This window comes from Achromobacter sp. Marseille-Q4962 (assembly GCF_943737005.1).
Classification (GTDB): Bacteria; Pseudomonadota; Gammaproteobacteria; order Burkholderiales; family Burkholderiaceae_B; genus Achromobacter.
In genome coordinates this window covers 47,497-65,373 of the sequence record NZ_CALSFU010000023.1, presented here as the reverse complement: position 1 = coordinate 65,373, position 17,877 = coordinate 47,497, and the positions used below count along the sequence as shown (strand labels likewise).

Sequence of the window (17,877 nt, the reverse complement as noted above, 5' to 3'; positions counted from 1 at the left end):
CTCACTTGCCGAGAATCATGGCGCGGATGCTGCGCGGCACCAGCAGCGCCATCGCCACGTGCAGCGCAATAAAGCCGGCCAGCAGCGCCATGGCGAAAAAGTGGACGTGGCGGGCGCTTTCGTAGCCGCCCATCAGCGCGCACAGCGTGCCCAACTGCACCGGCTTCCAGATGGCGAGCCCCGACAGCGCCAGCGCCGCGACGTCGGCCATGGCGAACACATAGGCCAGGCGCTGCACCGCGTTGTAGCGGCGGGGATCGTCGTGCGAGAGCCGGCCGCGCAGCGCCGCGCCGGCGTCGGTCGCCGCCGCCCTCAGACTGAGCGGAAAGAAGCGCCGGCGCAGCCGGCCGGTGGTCAGGTTGAGGACGAGATAGGCCAGGCCGTTGGCGGCCAGCAGCCACATGGCGGCGAAATGCCATTGGAGCGCGCCGCCCAGCCAGCCGCCCAGCGTCACGCCGCGCGGAAACGAGAAATCGAACAGCGGCGAGGCGTTGTAGATGCGCCATCCGCTGGTCATCATGACGAAGACGGCAAGCGCGTTCAGCCAATGCGGAATACGGATCCAGGCCGGATGGACGGGCGGCGCGGCGGCGGCGGGAATGGACATGACTGCGGCTCCTGCTCCTGCGTGGCGCCGCCTTGCGCGGCGGCGGGTGTTGCAGGCATTCTGGTCCGCCGCCGCTCCCCAAGTCCTCACGCAAACTTAAATTAATTGTGATACATCGGCCCCGCGGATTGGCGACAATAGGAACTCCCCATCCGGCCCGCCGCTACCATGGACACTCCCCGCCGCGTCCTCATCGTCGAAGACGATGCGCACATCGCCGAACTGCTGCGCATGCACCTGCGCGACGAGGGCTACGCCGTCGAGCACGCCGCCGACGGCGAGGACGGCCTGCGCCGGCTCGCGTCCGGCCACTGGGACGCCCTGGTGCTGGACCTGATGCTGCCCGGCATCGACGGGCTGGAAATCTGCAAGCGGGCGCGGGCCATGACGCGCTACACGCCCATCATCATCACCAGCGCGCGTTCCAGCGAGGTGCACCGCATTCTCGGGCTGGAGCTGGGCGCGGACGACTACCTGGCCAAGCCGTTTTCCATGCTGGAGCTGGTGGCGCGGGTGAAGGCGCTGCTGCGCCGCAGCGACGCGCTGGCGCGCAATGCGCGGCTGGAGGCGGGCAGCGTCGCGCTGCACGGCGTCTCGCTCGACCCGGTGGCGCGCACGGCCTCGGTGGACGGGCGCCGCCTGGACCTCACGCCGCGCGAGTTCGACCTGCTGGCCTTCTTCATGCGCCACCCCGACAAGGTGTTTTCGCGGCTGGACCTGCTCGACCAGGTCTGGGGCTACCAGCACGAGGGATACGAACACACCGTGAACACTCACATCAACCGGCTGCGCGCCAAGATCGAGGCCGACCCCGCCGATCCGCGGCGCATTCTCACCGTCTGGGGCCGGGGCTATAAGTTCTCGGCGGGCCTGGCAGACGCGCCATGAAGCGCCTGACGCTCACCCGCAAGCTGTGCGCGGTGTTCGCGGCGCTGCTGCTCGCCTGCTGCGGCGTATCGGCCTGGCTGCAGGTGCGGGCCAACGCGCGCTACGAGCAGGAGGCGACGCAGCGCCTGTCCAGCGGGCTGGCCGCGCACATCGCGGGCGCCAACGTCCTCATGGACGCGCAGGGCTGGAAGCCCGAGGCGGTGCGCAACCTGTTCGACATGCTGATGGCGGTGAATCCCTCGGTGGAGGTGTACCTGCTCTCCAGCGACGGGCGCATCGTGGGCGATGCCGCTCCGCCCGGCGAGCTGCGCCGCGACCGCGTCGATCTGGCGCCGGTGCGGCGCCTGCTGCGCGGCGAGGCGCTGCCCATCTTGGGCGACGATCCGCGCAATCCCGCCGTGCAGAAAGTGTTCAGCGCGGCTCCGGTCAGCGCGGGCGGGAGCGAGCAGGGCTATGTGTACGTAGTGCTGCAAGGGCAGGCGCACGACGAGCTCGCCGCGGCCCTGGGCACGAGCTCGGTGCTGCGCGCCTCGCTGTGGTCCATGGCGCTGGTGGCGCTGCTGGGGCTGGCGGCCGGCCTGGCCGCCTTCGCGCTCATCACGCGGCCGCTGCGCGGCCTGACGCGCGCCGTGCGCGAATTCGATGCCGAAGACCCGCAATCGCTGCGCGCGCTCGGCCCGCCCGACGCCGGCGACGAAGACGGCGGCGACGAAATCGCCGTGCTGCGGCGCAGCTTCGCGCAGATGGGCGGACGCATCTCGCGCCAGTGGCAGGAACTCACGCGCCAGGATCAGGAGCGGCGCGACCTGGTGGCCAACATCTCGCACGACCTGCGCACGCCCCTCACGGCGCTGCACGGCTACCTGGAAACGCTGCGCCTCAAAGATGCCGCGCTCGATCCGGCCGGGCGCCGCCGCTACCTGGACATCGCGCTGGCGCAAAGCCGCAAGGTCGGGCGCCTGGCGCAGGAACTGTTCGAGCTCGCCCGGCTCGAATCGGGCCTGGTGCGGCTCGAGCCCGAAACCTTCTCCCTGCAGGAACTGGCGCAGGACGTGGTCCAGAAATGCGAGCTTGCCGCCGAGGCCCGCAGGCAGCGGCTGTGCGTGGAAGCGCCGCGCGACCTTCCCGCGGTGCGGGCCGACCTCGGCCTCATCGAGCGGGTGCTGACCAATCTGCTGGACAACGCCATCCGGCACACGCCGGCCGGCGGCCGCATCGAACTGCGCCTGCGCGCCGCGCGCGACGCGGTGCGGGTGCGCATCAGCGATACGGGGCCGGGCATTCCCGAGTCGCTGCGCGAGGGGCTGTTCACCCGGGCGTCCGCGCTGGGCCAGGGCCCGCGCGAGGCCGGCGGCCTCGGGCTGGTCATCGTGCAGCGCATTCTGCAGCTGCACCACAGCGAGGTGAGGCTGGTGCCGGGCGAAGAGCCCGGCGCCGTATTCGAGTTCGACCTGTCGGCCGCGCCCCGCCCGTGAAGGCCGGCGATCAGGCCGCCGCCGGCATGGTGCCGTCGAGCAGATAGTCGATCAGCTCTCGCACGCTGCGCATGGCCTTGCCGAAGGGCAGGCGCGAGGCGCCGCGGAAGAACAGGCCCTTGCTGACCTCGCCGCGCAGCGCGGCCGCCAGCTTCAGGTCGATGCAGAACTGGCCGAAGCGGGAAATGCCGTCCCGGATGCCGCATTGGGTCAGGCAGTCCATGCGCTGGCTGCAGCGGCGCGGATCGGCGCAGGCGCCTGCCTGCAGGGTCTTCTCCTGGCGCAGGTAGCGCACGAGCCAGGGCGTGCGCACCGCGCGCGCCGGCAGGCCGGCCACGCTGGTGAATTCGGCCAGGGCGCCGGGGTCGGCGTCGATCAGCACGCGTTTGAAGTTCTCGTGCGCATCGCCTTCTATCGTGACCGCGAAGGCCGTGCCGACCTGCACCGCGTCGGCGCCATGGTTCAGCCAATAACTCACCTGCTCATGGCTGCCCAGGCCGCCGGCCACGATCAGCGCCGGCGCCTGGTTGCCGAGCTGCAGCTCGTCGAACAGTGCGCGGCAGCCCGCCAGCACGTGCTCGAAGTCGAAGCGGGCGTCGTGCACTTCCTCCAGCCGCGCGGCGCCCAGGTGGCCGCCCGCATACCCCGGATGCTCGATCACCACGGCATCGGCGATCCGGCCCTTTTTCATCCATTTCTTCAGCACCGCCGCCACGCCGCGCGCCTCCGACAGGATGGGCACCAGCGCCACCTTGGGAAAATCGGCGGTCATCTCCGGCAGGTCCAGCGGCAGGCCCGCGCCCATGACGATGGCCTGGGCGCCGCTCTCGCAGGCCTGGCGCACCAGCGCGGCATGGTCGCGCACGGCCTTCATGACGTTCACCGCCACCACGCCCCGGCCTTGCGCGGCCTCCAGCGCGGCGCGCACTTCGCGGTCCAGCGCCTGCCGGTTCGCCCGGTCGATGAGATCGCGGTCGCGGCAGCGCTCGGTCTGCGCCAGCAGGTCGGGATGATGGTGGCGCAGGTCCACGCTGGCGATAGTGCCCACCGCATTCAGGCGGGCCACGGCGCCGGCGAGGCGATGGGCCGATATGCCCACTCCCATGCCGCCCTGTACGATGGGCAGCAGCTGGCGGCCGGCAAGTTGCAGAGATTTGAACCAGGTCATGAAAAACGCCTTGATGTGAACAAGTGCCCGCAGGCTAGTGCAGCGGCCATGCGGGCGTATTGCGATGAGTCAAGCGGAACGGGCATGGGCCGCCGTTGTGGCGCGCCGCGCGGGATGCCCTTTGGAGGAGCAGGGTTTTCTCACCGGCACGCGTATTCCTCGAAAAGTCCCGACAGAATGCGGTGGGCCTGCGCGCCCAGGCGGTTTTCCGGCGGACTGTCGGGTGTGGCGCGCACGTTCTGCACGGCGAAGCGCCGCACGCCGCGCCGGGCGAGCTGGCGCGCCAGCGCCAGCAGCCGGGTTTCGTCCAGCCATTCAGGGCTCCAGGTGATGCGGCACTCGAACGACGTGCCCGAGGCCAGCAGCTGCGCCAGGCTGTCCAGGACCAGGCGCTGCGAATGGCGGCGTCCGGTGATGTCGTCGTAGCCGGCGGCATCGGCCTTGATGTCCAGTCCCACCCAGTCCAGCATGGGCAGGGCATCGCCCAGGCGCATCGGATAGATTCCCGCCGTGTGCAGGCCGGCCGCGTAGCCCATGCGCCGCACGTCGCGCAGCAACTGCGGCATGCGGGGTTCGGACAGCGGCTCTCCGCCCGAAAACACCACGGCGTCCAGCAGGCCGCGGCGCGATTCCAGGAACGCCCGCACCTGTTTCCAGTCATAGCGGGCGGTGCGCATCTGCAGCTCGGGGTTGTGGCAATAGTGGCAGCGCCAGGGGCAGCCGGCGATATAGACCACCGCGGCCAGCCTGCCGGGCCAGTCCACGGTGGAAAACGCCGTGAGGCCGCCCACTGCCGGCGCGCCGCGCGGCAGTTCGCGCAGCACGGGGCGGGGCGCGGGAAGCGGCCGGCTAATTGCGGGACTCGACGAAGAAGCGGCGTTCATGGAATTCTCCTTGCTTGCCCGCGTTGAAGGATGACACGGGGCGGTGGTAGCCCATGACGCGGGTCCAGATTTCGCAGCGCACGCGCTGGCTGTCGTCCAGAAGCGGACGCCGGGCGTCGGCAAGGCGGCGGGAGTTGTCGTGTTGCATGGCGGTTCCTTTTGCAGTGACGGAAAAAAATGCGTATCAGGCGCAGGCGCACGCGGCGGCCTGGCGGGCCAGCAGTTCCGCGTCGCACTTGGGGCAGAACTCGTGGCGCCCGCTCAGGTAGCCGTGATTGGGGCAGATCGAGAACGTGGGCGTGACCGTGATGTACGGCAGCCGGAAATTCGACAGCGCGCGGCGCACCAGCTCTTTGCAGGCCTGCGCCGACGACACGGCCTCGTTCATGTACAGGTGCAGCACCGTGCCGCCGGTATAGCGGCCTTGCAGGGTTTCCTGCAGCGCCAGCGCCTCGAACGGATCGTCGGTATGGCCCGCCGGGAGCTGGCTCGAATTGGTGTAGTAAGGGTGGTCGGCGTCGCCCGCCTGCAGGATGTCGGGCCAGCGCTTGCGGTCTTCGCGCGCGAAGCGGTAGGTGGCGCCTTCGGCGGGCGTGGCCTCCAGGTTGTAGAGGTGCCCGGTTTCTTCCTGGAACTGCGTCAGCCGCTCGCGCATGCGGTCCAGCAGCCGCAGCGCCATGGCCTGGCCGGCCGGCGTGGCGATGTTCTCGCCGTCGCCCGTGAAATTGCGGATCATCTCGTTGATGCCGTTCACGCCCAGCGTGCTGAAGTGATTGCGCAAGGTGCCCAGGTAGCGGCGCGTATACGGATAGAGCCCCTGGTCGATGTAGCGCTGCACCACGGCGCGCTTGGTTTCCAGCGCGTCGCGGCCGATTTCCAGCAGCCGGTCCAGGCGCGCCAGCAGCAGCGTCTCGTCGCCGCGGCAGGTATAGCCCAGGCGCGCGCAGTTCACCGTCACCACGCCCACCGAGCCGGTCTGCTCGGCGGACCCGAACAGGCCATTGCCCCGCTTGAGCAGTTCGCGCAGGTCAAGCTGCAGGCGGCAGCACATGGCGCGCACCATGTGCGGCTCCAGGTCCGAGTTCAGGAAGTTCTGAAAGTACGGCAGGCCGTAGCGCGCCGTCATTTCGAACAGGCGCGTGGCGTTGGGATGGTCCCAGTCGAAATCCGGCGTGATGTTGTAGGTGGGAATCGGAAAGGTGAAGGCCCGGCCCCGGGCGTCGCCCGCCATCATGACCTCGATATAGGCCTGATTGATCATGTCCATCTCGGCCTGCAGCTCGCCGTAGGTGAACGGCATCTCCTCGCCGCCCACGTAGGGCACTTCCCCGCGCAGGTCTTCGGGGCAGGTCCAGTCGAACGTCAGGTTGGTGAAGGGCGTCTGGGTGCCCCAGCGGCTGGGCACGTTCAGGTTGTAGATCAGCTCCTGCATGGCCTGCCTGACCTCGGCGTAGCTCATGGCGTCGCGCCGCACGAAGGGCGCCATGCAGGTGTCGAAAGAGCTGAAAGCCTGCGCCCCGGCCCATTCGTTCTGCAGCGTGCCCAGAAAGTTCACGATCTGCCCGATGGCGGCGGACATGTGCCTGGGCGGCGCGGCCTCGACCTTGTTGGGCACGCCGTTGAAGCCTTCGCGCAGCAGCTGTCGCAGCGACCAGCCGGCGCAATAGCCGCTCAGCATGTCCAGGTCGTGGATGTGGATGTCGCCATCGCGATGCGCCCGCCCCGCCTCGGGGGCATAGACATGCGATAGCCAGTAGTTCGCCGTGACCTTGCCCGCCACGTTCAGAATCAGGCCGCCCAGGCTATAGCCCTGGTTGGCGTTGGCGTTCACCCGCCAATCGCGCCGCTCCAGGTACTCCGTCATCGCGCTCTCGATATCCAAGAGCGGGGCGGGGGCGCGTTCCAGGTTGGGGGGAGTATCCATTTGTGCACCATATGTAGTGGGGTGAGCAAACTCTATCACTACATATGGTGTGACTGGCGCACCCCCGAAGCGGGATGTGCCGCGCATTTGACGCGCGTCAAGCGCCGCTGCAGCCCGCGGGCAGCGTCATCGCCAGCCGCGACCAGGCGGTCGCCGATGGCCTGAACCGGCTCGCCTGCGGCACGCTGGTCACGGAAGACATCGGGAACAAGCGCATTGCCGATGCCACAGGAGTGGCAAAACTACATTAATGGGGTGTCTTGTCAGCTCATTGTTTTCCGCCTGCTTGCAGGAAGTGCGCTTGCCTCGCCCGCGCGGCGGGTGGCGGGGCCGGGCACGGCGGTTGCTGCACGCCCGGCCCGCGGCAGGCGCGGGGCCTATTCCAAACGGCGAGAGGAGGTGAGCGTGATGAGTCCAGCAGACGAAACCGGACGCCCGCGGCGCGGGCGCCGGCCGGGCAACGAGAAGCAGATCGAGGCGCTGTTGTACGAGGCGCTGGAGACGGAGATCGGCGGCCTGGCCATTTATGAAACTGCGCTTTCCTGCGCCGTGAACGAAAGCCTCAAGCAGGAATGGCGCGAATACCTGGAAGAAACCCGTACGCACCGCCGGGTGTTGCTGACAGTGTTCGAGCAGCTCGGGATGGAAACCGAGCGGGAGACGCCGGGGCGCGAGGTGGCGCGCCACATCAGCCAGGCGCTGCTGCGGGCGATGCGCATGGCGCAGACCGCCGGCGATGAGGAGGCGGCGCAGCGCGTGGCCGTCGAATGCGTGGTGCTGGCCGAGACCAAGGACCATGCCAACTGGGCGCTGATCGGCCGCGTTGCCCAGGAGCATGGGGGCAGGATGGGCAAGGTGCTGGCGCAGGCGCATGCGGCGGTGGCGCCGGATGAGGATCACCACCTGTATCACTCGCAGGGCTGGGCCCGGGAGCTGTGGATCGAGGCGCTGGGATATCCGGCCGTGCTGCCCCCGCCCGAGGAGATCCGGCAGGCGCACACGGCCATTGGCGCGGCGCGCGCGCGGCAGCAGCGCGGCGAGATGCTGCATCACTAGGAAAGGACCGGGAGACAGTCATGGCAGCAAAGAAAACGGCAGGCAGGCGCGGCGCGGCGGCGCCCGTGGAAACGGCATTCCAGAATACCGACAGCGGGCCCGCGGGCGGCCCGGCCAGGGGCATGGCGAGTCCCGCGGCCAGGCGGGCGGCGGCGGTGCAGGCCACGGCGGCAGCGCTCGGCCACAATGCGGACAAGGCGCAGGAGTATGGAGAAAAGGCCGCGCGCCGTCCCTACGCGGGGCAGCATGCGAAGGCCGGCGCCGCTTCCGTCGGCGCGAGCTCGTTGTCCGAACAAGAGACGTCCGGCAAGACGGGAAAGCCCGCCGCAGCAGGGGCCAACGCCGTGGGCGGCGGGCTGGAGCGGGTGAGGGCGGACGACACGGGGCAGATGCTGACCACGAACCAGGGCGTGCGGGTGAGCAGCAACCAGGATTCGTTGAAGGCCGGGCTGCGCGGGCCCGCGCTGCTCAAGGATTTCGTGCTGCGCGAGAAGATTACGCACTTCGATCATGAGCGCATCCCGGAGCGCGTGGTGCACGCGCGCGGGTCGGGCGCGCACGGCTATTTCGAGTGCTACGAATCGCTGGCCGACCTGACTTGCGCCTCGCTGTTCGCCAAGAAGGGCAAGCGCACGCCGGTGTTCGTGCGGTTTTCCACGGTGGCCGGCGAGCGGGGCTCGAAGGACACGGCGCGCGACGTGCGCGGCTTTGCGGTGAAGTTCTATACCGACGAGGGCAACTGGGATCTGGTGGGCAACAACATGCCGGTGTTCTTCATCCAGGACGCGATGAAGTTCCCCGACCTGGTGCACGCGGTCAAGCCCGAGCCGCACCACGGCATGCCGCAGGCCGCTTCCGCGCACGACACGTTCTGGGATTTTGTTTCGCTGATGCCGGAAAGCACCCACATGCTGATGTGGCTCATGTCGGACCGGGCCATTCCGCGCAGTTTCCGCATGATGCAGGGTTTTGGCGTGCATACTTTCCGCTTCGTCAATGCGCGCGGCGAATCGCGGCTGGTGAAGTTTCACTGGAATCCGGTGCTGGGCACGCATTCGCAGGTGTGGGACGAGGCGGTGAAGGTGTCGGGCGCCGATCCCGACTTCCATCGCCGCGATCTGTGGGAAGCCATCGACGCGGGCGCCGGGCCCGAATGGGAGCTGGGCGTGCAGGTGTTTACCGAAGAGCAGGCCGCGCGCTTCAGTTTCGACGTGCTCGACGCGACCAAGATCGTGCCGGAGGAGCTGGTGCCCGTACGTCCCGTCGGCCGCATGGTGCTGAATCGCAATCCGGACAATTTCTTTGCGGAAACGGAGCAGGCGGCGTTCTGCGCGGCGCACATCGTGCCGGGGCTGGATTTCACCAACGATCCCCTGCTGGCCGGGCGCATCCATTCGTATGTGGACACGCAGATCTCGCGCCTGGGCGGGCCTAACTTCCACGAGCTGCCCATCAATGCGCCGCTGGCGCCGGTGCACAACAACCAGCGCGACGGCATGCACCGCCAGACGGTGCACCGGGGACGGGTGGCGTATGAGCCGAATTCCCTGGGCGGCGGCTGTCCGTTCCAGGCCGGCATGGACGGCTTCGTATCGTTTCCGGAGGCGGCCGGCGGCGACGAGCTGCGCGGCCGGCCGGAGAAGTTCGCCGAGCACTACAACCAGGCCGCGCTGTTCTACGAGAGCCAGACGGACTGGGAAAAGCGCCACATCGCCGACGCTTTCGGTTTCGAGCTGAGCAAGGTGACGGTGCCCGCGGTGCGCGCCCGCATGCTGGCGTCGCTGCGCAATGTGTCGGATGAGCTGGCGCAGGGCGTGGCTGAGCGCCTGAACACGCCGCTGCCCGATCCTCTGCCGCGCGCCATCGCCAAACCGCCCAAGCCCGAGGTTACGCGGTCGCCCGCGCTTTCGCTGACGGCGCGGCCGGGCGAGGGCGGCGTGCGCACGCGCAAGGTGGCGCTGCTGGCGGCCGACGGGGTGGACGGCGCGTCCTGTACGGCGCTGGCCGACGCCTTGATCGCGGCCGGCGTGGTGCTGCGCGTGGTGGGCCAGCGCATCGGGCCGTTGGCGGCTGACGACGGGGCCGGGCTGGATGCCGACGCCTCGCTGGACAACCAGCCGTCCAGCCTGTTCGACGGCGTGGTCGTGGCGGGCGGGCCGGCCGCGGCGCAACGCCTGGCCGCCGACGGCCGCGCACTGGAATTCCTGCGCGACGCTTTCCGTCACGGCAAGCCGCTGCTCGCGCTGGACGGCGCGGACGAGCTGCTGGCGCTGGCCGGCATCCCGGAGGGCGCGGCGGGCGTGCTGGCCGGCCAGCCCGATCCTGGCGAGGCGGCGGCGCGTTATATCGAGGCGCTGGCCCGCCACCGCTACCCCGAGCGCGAAACCTGGCCGCCCGCGGTGTAGGAGCCGGGCCCGTTCAGGGCCGGGCGGCGGATGCCGCGCGCCGGGCGCGCGCGGCCCGCCAGCGTTGCCGCAGGCGTTCCAGCGCCAGGTAGACGACGGGCGTGGTGTACAGGGTGAGAAACTGACTGATGGCCAGCCCGCCCACGATGGCGACGCCCAGCGGGCGCCGCAGCTCGGAGCCTTCACCCATGCCCAGCACCAGGGGCAGCGCGCCCAGCAGGCCGGCGAGGTTGGTCATGAGGATGGGGCGCAGGCGCAGCATGGCCGCGCGGTGTATGGCCTGCTCGGGCGGCAGGGCCTCGCGCCGCTCCAGGCCAATGGCGAAGTCGATCATCAGGATGGCGTTCTTCATGACCACGCCCACCAGCAGGAACAGGCCCAGCAGCGCGATCAGGCTGAACTCCATGCCGGCGATGCGCAGCGCGAGCAGCGCGCCGATGCCGGCCGGAGGCAGGGTGGACAGAATGGCCAGCGGATGCAGCGGGCTTTCGTAGAGAATGCCCAGCACGAGGTAAATGGCCACCAGCACCGACAGGATGAGCCAGGGCTGGTCTTGCAGGCTCTGCTGGAAGGTGCGGGCATCGCCGCCCAGGCGCACCTGGATGTGGGAGGGCACCATCAGGCGGGCCATGGCCGCGTCGATGGCGGCCAGGCCCTGTTCCAGCGACACGCCGCCGGCCAGCGAGAAACCGACGCCCGCCGCGGCGTACAGGCCGTCGTGAAACACGCGGTCGTTGACCATGCCGTATTCATAGGTGGCGAAGGCGGTGAGCGGCACGCGGCCGCCGTCGGCGGTCACGACCTGCACCTGTTCGAGCACGGCGGGGTCTTCGGTGTGGCGGGGGTCCAGCTCCAGCACCACGCGGTATTGGTTCATGGGGTCGTACAGGGTCGCGACCTGGCGCTGGCTGAAGGAATTGCCAAGCACGCTGCCGATGGTGTCTATGTCTACGCCCAGCCGCCGGGCCGCCGCGCGGTCGATGTTGATGAGCACTTGCTGGGTGGCGGCATCGCCCACGGCGTCCACGTCGCGCAGTTCGGGAATCTCCCGCAGCGCGCGCGAGATTTTGCGCGACCACTCGCGCAGCGCCGGCACGTCGCTGGCGAGGATGGCAAGCTCGTGGTCGCCCGAGTTGCCGAAGCCGCCGGGCATGCGCAGGTCCTGGTCCACGTTCAGGAAGAGCATGCCGCCGGGCACCGGCGGCGCGTTGGCGCGCAGCCAGTCTATGACTTCGCCGGACGATGCCTCGCGCTGCGAGGCGGGCTTGAGCCGGATGAGGAACAGCGAGTTGCTGATGCCCAGGTCGCCGCCGTTGTAGCCGATCACGTCCTGCACGGCCGGGTGGCGCAGCACGAGCTGGCGGTAGATGTCGATCTTGGGCTGCATGACCTGGAAGGAGAACCCGTCGTCGCCCCGCACGAAGCCGATGAGCTGGCCGGTGTCCTGCGTGGGCAGGAACCCCTTGGGCGCCTGCGCATACAGGTAGACGTTGAGGGCCGCCACCGCGGCCAGCAGGACCAGCGCGAGGCGCGCGTGGCGCATCACGCGCCATAGGCTGCGGCCGTAGGCGTCGTGCAGCCGCCCGAAGAAGGCGCGCACGGCGCCGGGGCGGGCCTCGCGCGCCGGGAGGGCCGTGGCCGGTTTCAGCCAGCGCGCGCACAGGCCGGGAATGATGGCCACGGAAACCAGCAGCGAGATCAGCGTGGCCGCCACCAGCGTGATGGAGAACTCGCGGAACAGCCGCTCCACCAGCCCGCCCATGAAGAGGATGGAGACGAACACCACCGCCAGCGACAGCGTCATCGCCACCAGTGTGAAGCCCACTTCGCGCACCCCGCGCAGGGCGGCGCGCCGCGGCGGCAGCCCGCGTTCCAGGTGCCGCGAGATGTTCTCCAGCACCACGATAGCGTCGTCGACCACCAGGCCGGCGGCCACGATGAGCGCCATGAGCGAGAGATTGTTGAGCGAGAACCCGCACAGGTACATCACCGCGAACGTCGCCACCAGGCTGACCGGGATGGCGACGCTGGGAATGGCGGCGGCGCGCGCGCTGCCCAGGAACAGCCAGACCACGGCGATCACCAGCAGCGCCGCCAGCGCCAGCGTAACGTGGGCCTCGCGCAGCGTGGCGTGGATGCCCGGCGAGCGGTCCAGCACCACGGCGAGGTCCACGTCGGCCGGCATGAGCGCGCGCAGGCCGGGCATTTCCCCATAGATGGCGGCGATGGTCTCGATGATGTTGGCGCCGGGCTGGCGGCTGACGGTAAGCACCACGGCCGGGTTGCGGTTGTGGAACCCGCTGCTGTAGCGGTTTTCCACCGAATCGCTCACGCGCGCCACCTGCGACAGCCGCGTCACGGCGCCGTCGCGGTGGCGCAGGACCAGGGTTTCGTAGTCCGCGGCGCGGCGGGGCTGGCCCTGCGTGGCAAGCTCCCAGCGCCGCCCGGGAGCGTCGAGCTGGCCCTGCGGCCGCATGGGCGCGGCGTTGGCGATGGCGGTGCGCACGTCGTCCAGCGCGACCCCGTAATGGGCCAGGGCATGGGGGTTGACCTGCACGCGCACGGCGGGCAGCGAACTGCCGCCCAGGGTCACTTCGCCCACGCCGGCGATCTGCGAGATCTTCTGCGCCAGCACGGTGGACGCGATGTCGTAGATCTGCCCCGCGGGCCGGGTGGGCGAACTGATCGCCAGCGCCATGATGGGGGCCTGCGAGGGGTTGACCTTGCGGTAGGCCGGGTTGTCGGGCATGCCGGAGGGCAGGTCCGCGCGCGCCGCGTTGATGGCGGCCTGCACGTCGCGCGCGGCCTCGTGGATGTCGCGGTCCAGGTCGAACTGCAGCTGGATGTAGGTGGCGCCCTGGTTGCTCGACGAGGTCATGGACGCGACGCCGGCGATGCCGCCCAGGGCGCGCTCCAGCGGGGCCGCCACGGTGCTGGCCATGCTTTCGGGGCTGGCGCCGGGCAGCGCGGCCTGCACCTCGATGGTGGGGAAATCGACCTGCGGCAGCGGCGCCACCGGCAGCAGCCGCCAGGCGACCGCGCCCAGCAGCGTGAGCGCCAGCGCCAGGAAGATGCAGGCGACGGGGCGGTGCAGCAGCGCGCGTATCATGGCGCGGCGTCGTCCGCGTGCGCGGCGGCGGGCACCGCGGGCGCCCTGCGCCGGCCCAGCCGGTGGAAGAACAGGTACACCGCCGGCGTGGTGAACAGCGTCAGCACCTGGCTGGCCAGCAGGCCGCCCACCATGACCCAGCCCAGCGGCTGGCGCAGTTCGGCGCCCGAGCCGGTGGCCAGCATGAGCGGCACGGCCCCGAACAGCGCCGCCAGCGTGGTCATGAGAATGGGGCGCAGCCGCAGCAGCGCGGCCTCGCGGATCGCGGCCTCGGGCCGCAGGCCGCGCGCGCGCTCGGCTTCCAGCGCGAAGTCCACCATCATGATGCCGTTCTTCTTGACCAGCCCGATCAGCAGGATGATGCCGATCACCGCGATGAGATCCAGCGGCCGCCCGGTGAGCAGCAGCGCCAGCAGCGCGCCCACGGTGGCCGAAGGCAAGGTGGAGAGGATGGTGACCGGGTGGATGGCGCTTTCATAGAGCATGCCCAGCACCAGGTACATGGTGACCACCGCCGCCAGCATGAGCCAGAGCGTGTTCGACAGCGAGGTCTGGAACGCGGCCGCCGCGCCTTGCAGGCGCAATTCGACGCTGGCGGGCATGCCGATCTCGGCGCGGGCGTTTTCGATGGCCTCGATAGCCGCGCCCAGCGAACCGCCGGGCGGCAGGTTGAACGAGAGGTTCACCGCCGGGAACTGCGACAGGTGGTTGACGGACAGCGGCACGGCGCGCTCGCTCACGGTGGCCAGCGCCGATAGAGGAAGGGCGCGGCCGTCGGCGGTCTGCAGGTGCAGGCGGTCGAGCGCCTGCGGCGTGGCGGCCAGCGCGCGGTCCACCTCCAGCACCACGCGGTATTGGTTGGACTGCGTGAAGAGCGTGGCGACCTGTCGCTGGCCGAAGGCGCTGTAGAGCAGTTGCGCCACATCGTCCATGGTGACGCCCAGGCGGGCGGCCGCGTCGCGCGAGACTTCCACATAGGCCTGGCGTCCGCCGTCCTGCAGGTCCGACGAGATGCCGGCCAGCCCGGGCGACTGCGCTAGCTGGCGCACCAGCGCCGCGCTCCAGTGCGCCAGCAGCGCGCTGTCGGGCGAGGTGAGCGTGAACTGGTACTGGCCGCGGCTGGCCCGGTCTTCGATATTCAGCTCCTGCACGGGCTGCAGGTAGAGCGAAATGCCGCCCACCCCGCGCGCCCGGGCGTCCAGCCGCGCCATGATGTCGGGCAGCGGCGCGCTGCGCTCCGGCCAGGGCTTGAGGTTGATGAGCAGCCGGCCCGTGTTGAGCGTGGCGTTCAGGCCGTCCACGCCGATGAAGGACGAGAGGTTCTGCACGTCGGGATCGTCCAGCAGGGCTGCGGCCAGCGCCTGCTGGCGGCGCGCCATGGCGTCGAACGACACGCTGGCGGCCGATTGGGTCATGCCCTGCAGCACGCCGCCGTCCTGCACCGGGAAGAAGCCCTTGGGCACCAGCAGGTACAGCACGCCCGTGAGCGCCACGGTGGCCAGCATGGCGGCCAGCGTCAACTTCTGATGGCGCAGGGTGAAGTCCAGCCAGCCGGCGTAGCGCGCCTGCAGGCGGTCGAGCGGCCCCGGGCGGGTTTCGCGGTGCGCGGGCAGCAGGCGCGCGCACATCATGGGCGTAAGCGTGAGAGACACCGCCAGCGAGATCAGGATGGCCACCGCCAGCGTCACGGCGAACTCGCGGAACAGGCGGCCCACCACGTCTTCCATGAAGAGCAGCGGGATCAGCACCGCGATCAGCGACAGCGTGAGCGAAACCAGCGTGAAGCCGATTTGCCCCGCGCCCTTGAGGGCCGCGCTCAAGGGGCTATGACCCTGTTCGCGGTAGCGGGCGATGTTCTCCAGCATGACGATGGCATCGTCCACCACGAACCCGGCGCCGATGGTCAGCGCCATGAGCGTGAGATTGTTGGTGGAATAGCCCGCCAGGTACATGAAGCCGAAGGCGCCTATCAGCGACAGCGGCACCGCCAGCGCGGGGATGAGCGTGGCCTGCAGATTGCGCAGGAACAGAAAGGTCACCAGCACGACCAGCGCCACGGCGAAGGCCAGCTCCCATTGCACGCCGCGCACCGAGGCGCGGATGCTTTCGGTGCGGTCGGTGAGCACCCGCACCTGCGCCGCGGCCGGCAGGTTGGCGGTGAGCTGGGGCAGCAGGGCCTTGACCTGGTCGGCCACCGCGATGACGTTGGCGCCGGGCTGCCGCTGGATGTTGACCAGCACGGCGGGCTGGCGATCCACCCAGGCTGCCAGGTAGCGGTTTTCGGCGCCGTCTTCCACGGCGGCCACGTCGCCCAGCCGCACCGGCGCGCCGTTGCGCCAGGCGACGATGAGCTCGCGGTATTCGGCGGCGCTCTGCAGCTGGTCGTTGGCATCCATGATGACCGAGCGCACCGGGCCGTCGAAGCTGCCCTTGGGCTGGTTCGAGTTGGTCTTGGCGATGGCCTCCTGCACATCCGACAGCGCCAGCCCGCGCGCCGCCAGGGCCATGGGATTGACCTGCACGCGCACGGCGGGGCGCTGGCCGCCCGCCAGGCTCACCATGCCCACGCCGGACAGCTGCGCCAGCCGCTGCGTCATGCGCGTGTCCACCAGGTCGTACACGGCCGGCAGGGGCAGCGTATCGGAAGTGACGGCCAGGGTCAGGATGGGCACGTCGGCCGGGTTGACCTTGCGGTACACGGGCGGGGCGGGCAGGTCGCCCGGCAGCAACGAACCGCTGGCGCTGATGGCGGCCTGCACTTCCTGCTCGGCCACGCCCAGCGAGATATCCAGCGAGAACTGCAGCGTGATCACCGACACGCCGCTGCCGCTGGCGGAAGACATCTGCTTCAGCCCGGGTATCTGGCCGAAGCGGCGCTCCAGCGGCGCGGTGACGACGCGCGCCATGACGCGGGGACTGGCGCCCGGATACGAAGTGGAGACCTGGATGATGGGATAGTCCACCTGGGGCAGCGCGGCCACGGGCAGCAGCCGCCAGGCCAGGATGCCCGACAGCAGCAGCGCGATCATCAGGAACGAGGTCGCGACGGGGCGGAGAATGAAAGGGCGGGAAAGGCTCATTGGGGACGTCCTGGGGGCGACACGCCCTAGCCCTGTTGTTCCACGACCAGCACTTCGCGCCCGTCCTGCAGGCGGTCTATGCCTTCCACCACCACGCGCTCGGCGGGTTCGAGGCCGGATTCCACCGCCACGCGGCCGGCGCGCGCCGGCCCCAGCGCGAGGTCGCGGCGCATGGCGCGCCGGTCCGCGCCGATGACGAAGACGAAAGCGCCGTCGGCGCCGTACTGCACGGCCGCCGAGGGAATGGAAAGCGCGGGGTCGGGCCGGCTGAGGATCAGCCGGATATTGACGAACTGGTTGGGAAACAGGGATTCGTCGGCGTTGGCGAAGCGCGCCCGCAGGCGCACCGTGCCCGTGGCGGTTTCGATGCGGTTGTCCAGGGCCTCCAGTTCGCCCTCGGCCAGCAGGCGGCGCTCGTCGGCGTCCCAGGCCTGCACGCGCGGCGCTGCGCCGCGCGCCCAGGCCCGGCGCAGCGCGTCGAGGCGGGTTTCGGGCAGGCTGAACACGGCCGAGATGGGCGAGGTCTGCACCAGGGTGACCAGGCCCTCGGCGTCGGCCGCGCGCACATGGTTGCCGGCGTCCACGCGGCGCAGGCCGACCCGTCCGGCATAGGGCGCGACGATGCGGGTGTGCGACAACTGCCGGCGGGCCTCGTCCACGCGGGCCTGGTCGCGCTGGCGCTGGGCGCGATACCGGCGCGCCTCGGCCCGGGCGGCGTCGAGCTGCCGGCCGGCCACCGCATCCTGGCGGGCCAGCGTCTCGTAGCGCCGCAGGTCGGCCTCGGCGTTGTCGAGCAGCGCCTGGGTGCGGGCCAGTTCGCCCTCGGCGGCCGCCAGCGCGGCGCGGAACGGCCGCGCGTCCAGCTCGGCGAGCAGCTGCCCGGCCGCGACGGCCTGGCCTTCGGCGAAATGCAGCCGCAGCAGTTCGCCGTCAACCTGGCTGCGCAGGTCGGCGCGCGCCAGCGGCGTAATGGTGCCCAGGGCATGCAGGTCTTGCTGCAGCGGGGCCAGCGTGGCGGGCGCCACGGCAACGGGCACGGGCTGCTGCGCGAAGCCGGGCGGGCCGGGCGGCTCGCCGCCGGTCTGGCGCAGGGCCAGCCACAGTCCGCAAGCGGCCAGGGCGCACAGCGCCAGGACGACCCGGGCCATGCGCCTGCGGCGGCCGGCGGGGCCCGCATTCCGGGGCTGAGGCATGGGAGACTGTCTAAAAAAGGGATGGAGACAGCCGCGATTCTAGCGGAATAATAATTATTAGCGTTATTGCATCAGCCAGATGTCAGGT

At 70.1% G+C, this 17,877-nt stretch carries 11 protein-coding genes and 1 pseudogene; 5 read left to right on the top strand and 7 right to left on the bottom strand.

Translation table 11 applies throughout. The annotated features are described in order from the left end of the window. Window position 1: 1 nt before the first annotated feature. Complete coding sequence (locus NGJ44_RS18765; RefSeq protein ID WP_251865018.1) at window positions 2–607, bottom strand: cytochrome b/b6 domain-containing protein; 606 nt, start codon at window positions 605–607, stop codon at window positions 2–4. A gap of 168 nt (window positions 608–775) precedes the next feature. Between NGJ44_RS18765 and NGJ44_RS18760 the strand changes: the two genes are divergently transcribed. Both NGJ44_RS18760 and NGJ44_RS18755 read left to right on the top strand, forming a co-directional pair. Beyond that, window positions 776–1,495, top strand: coding sequence for a response regulator transcription factor (locus NGJ44_RS18760; RefSeq protein WP_251865016.1), 720 nt, complete (start codon window positions 776–778; stop codon window positions 1,493–1,495). After that, window positions 1,492–2,970: a sensor histidine kinase gene (locus tag NGJ44_RS18755; protein ID WP_251865014.1), complete on the top strand. Its 1,479-nt coding sequence runs from the start codon at window positions 1,492–1,494 to the stop codon at window positions 2,968–2,970. Before NGJ44_RS18760 ends, NGJ44_RS18755 begins: the two co-directional genes overlap by 4 nt. A 10-nt stretch (window positions 2,971–2,980) precedes the next feature. On the opposite strand, the gene NGJ44_RS18750 is transcribed toward NGJ44_RS18755, so the two are convergent. The 3 genes and pseudogenes from NGJ44_RS18750 to NGJ44_RS18740 all read right to left on the bottom strand — a co-directional run. Further along, a complete protein-coding gene (locus tag NGJ44_RS18750) occupies window positions 2,981–4,138 on the bottom strand; it encodes an NAD(P)H-dependent flavin oxidoreductase (RefSeq protein WP_251865013.1) in 1,158 nt (385 codons plus the stop codon). A gap of 140 nt (window positions 4,139–4,278) precedes the next feature. After that, window positions 4,279–5,022, bottom strand: a complete 744-nt coding sequence (locus tag NGJ44_RS18745) for an anaerobic ribonucleoside-triphosphate reductase activating protein (RefSeq protein WP_251865011.1) — start codon at window positions 5,020–5,022, stop codon at window positions 4,279–4,281. Continuing rightward, window positions 4,994–6,886, bottom strand: a pseudogene (locus NGJ44_RS18740) (ribonucleoside triphosphate reductase); the annotation flags it as partial. The gene NGJ44_RS18745 and the pseudogene NGJ44_RS18740, both read right to left, overlap by 29 nt. Window positions 6,887–7,020: 134 nt before the next feature. Here NGJ44_RS18740 and NGJ44_RS18735 point away from each other — a divergent pair. From NGJ44_RS18735 to NGJ44_RS18725, 3 genes are all read left to right on the top strand, one after another. Further along, window positions 7,021–7,197, top strand: a complete 177-nt coding sequence (locus NGJ44_RS18735; RefSeq protein ID WP_251865009.1) for a hypothetical protein — start codon at window positions 7,021–7,023, stop codon at window positions 7,195–7,197. A gap of 157 nt (window positions 7,198–7,354) precedes the next feature. Continuing rightward, the gene (locus NGJ44_RS18730; protein ID WP_251865007.1) at window positions 7,355–8,002 is read left to right on the top strand and encodes a hypothetical protein; all 648 of its coding nucleotides are present in this window, start codon (window positions 7,355–7,357) and stop codon (window positions 8,000–8,002) included. Between the two features lie 20 nt (window positions 8,003–8,022). Then, on the top strand, window positions 8,023–10,407 hold the full coding sequence (locus tag NGJ44_RS18725; RefSeq protein WP_251865005.1) for a catalase: 2,385 nt from the start codon (window positions 8,023–8,025) through the stop codon (window positions 10,405–10,407). Between the two features lie 13 nt (window positions 10,408–10,420). On the opposite strand, the gene NGJ44_RS18720 is transcribed toward NGJ44_RS18725, so the two are convergent. The 3 genes from NGJ44_RS18720 to NGJ44_RS18710 are packed head-to-tail and all read right to left on the bottom strand — an operon-like array spanning window position 10,421 to window position 17,744. Beyond that, the gene (locus NGJ44_RS18720; protein ID WP_251865003.1) at window positions 10,421–13,516 is read right to left on the bottom strand and encodes an efflux RND transporter permease subunit; all 3,096 of its coding nucleotides are present in this window, start codon (window positions 13,514–13,516) and stop codon (window positions 10,421–10,423) included. Beyond that, entirely contained in the window at window positions 13,513–16,596 is a 3,084-nt protein-coding gene (locus tag NGJ44_RS18715; RefSeq protein WP_251865001.1) for a multidrug efflux RND transporter permease subunit, read from the bottom strand. The genes NGJ44_RS18720 and NGJ44_RS18715 overlap by 4 nt, the downstream gene beginning before the upstream one ends. A 26-nt stretch (window positions 16,597–16,622) precedes the next feature. Then, entirely contained in the window at window positions 16,623–17,744 is a 1,122-nt protein-coding gene (locus tag NGJ44_RS18710; protein WP_251864999.1) for an efflux RND transporter periplasmic adaptor subunit, read from the bottom strand. Window positions 17,745–17,877 lie beyond the last annotated feature (133 nt).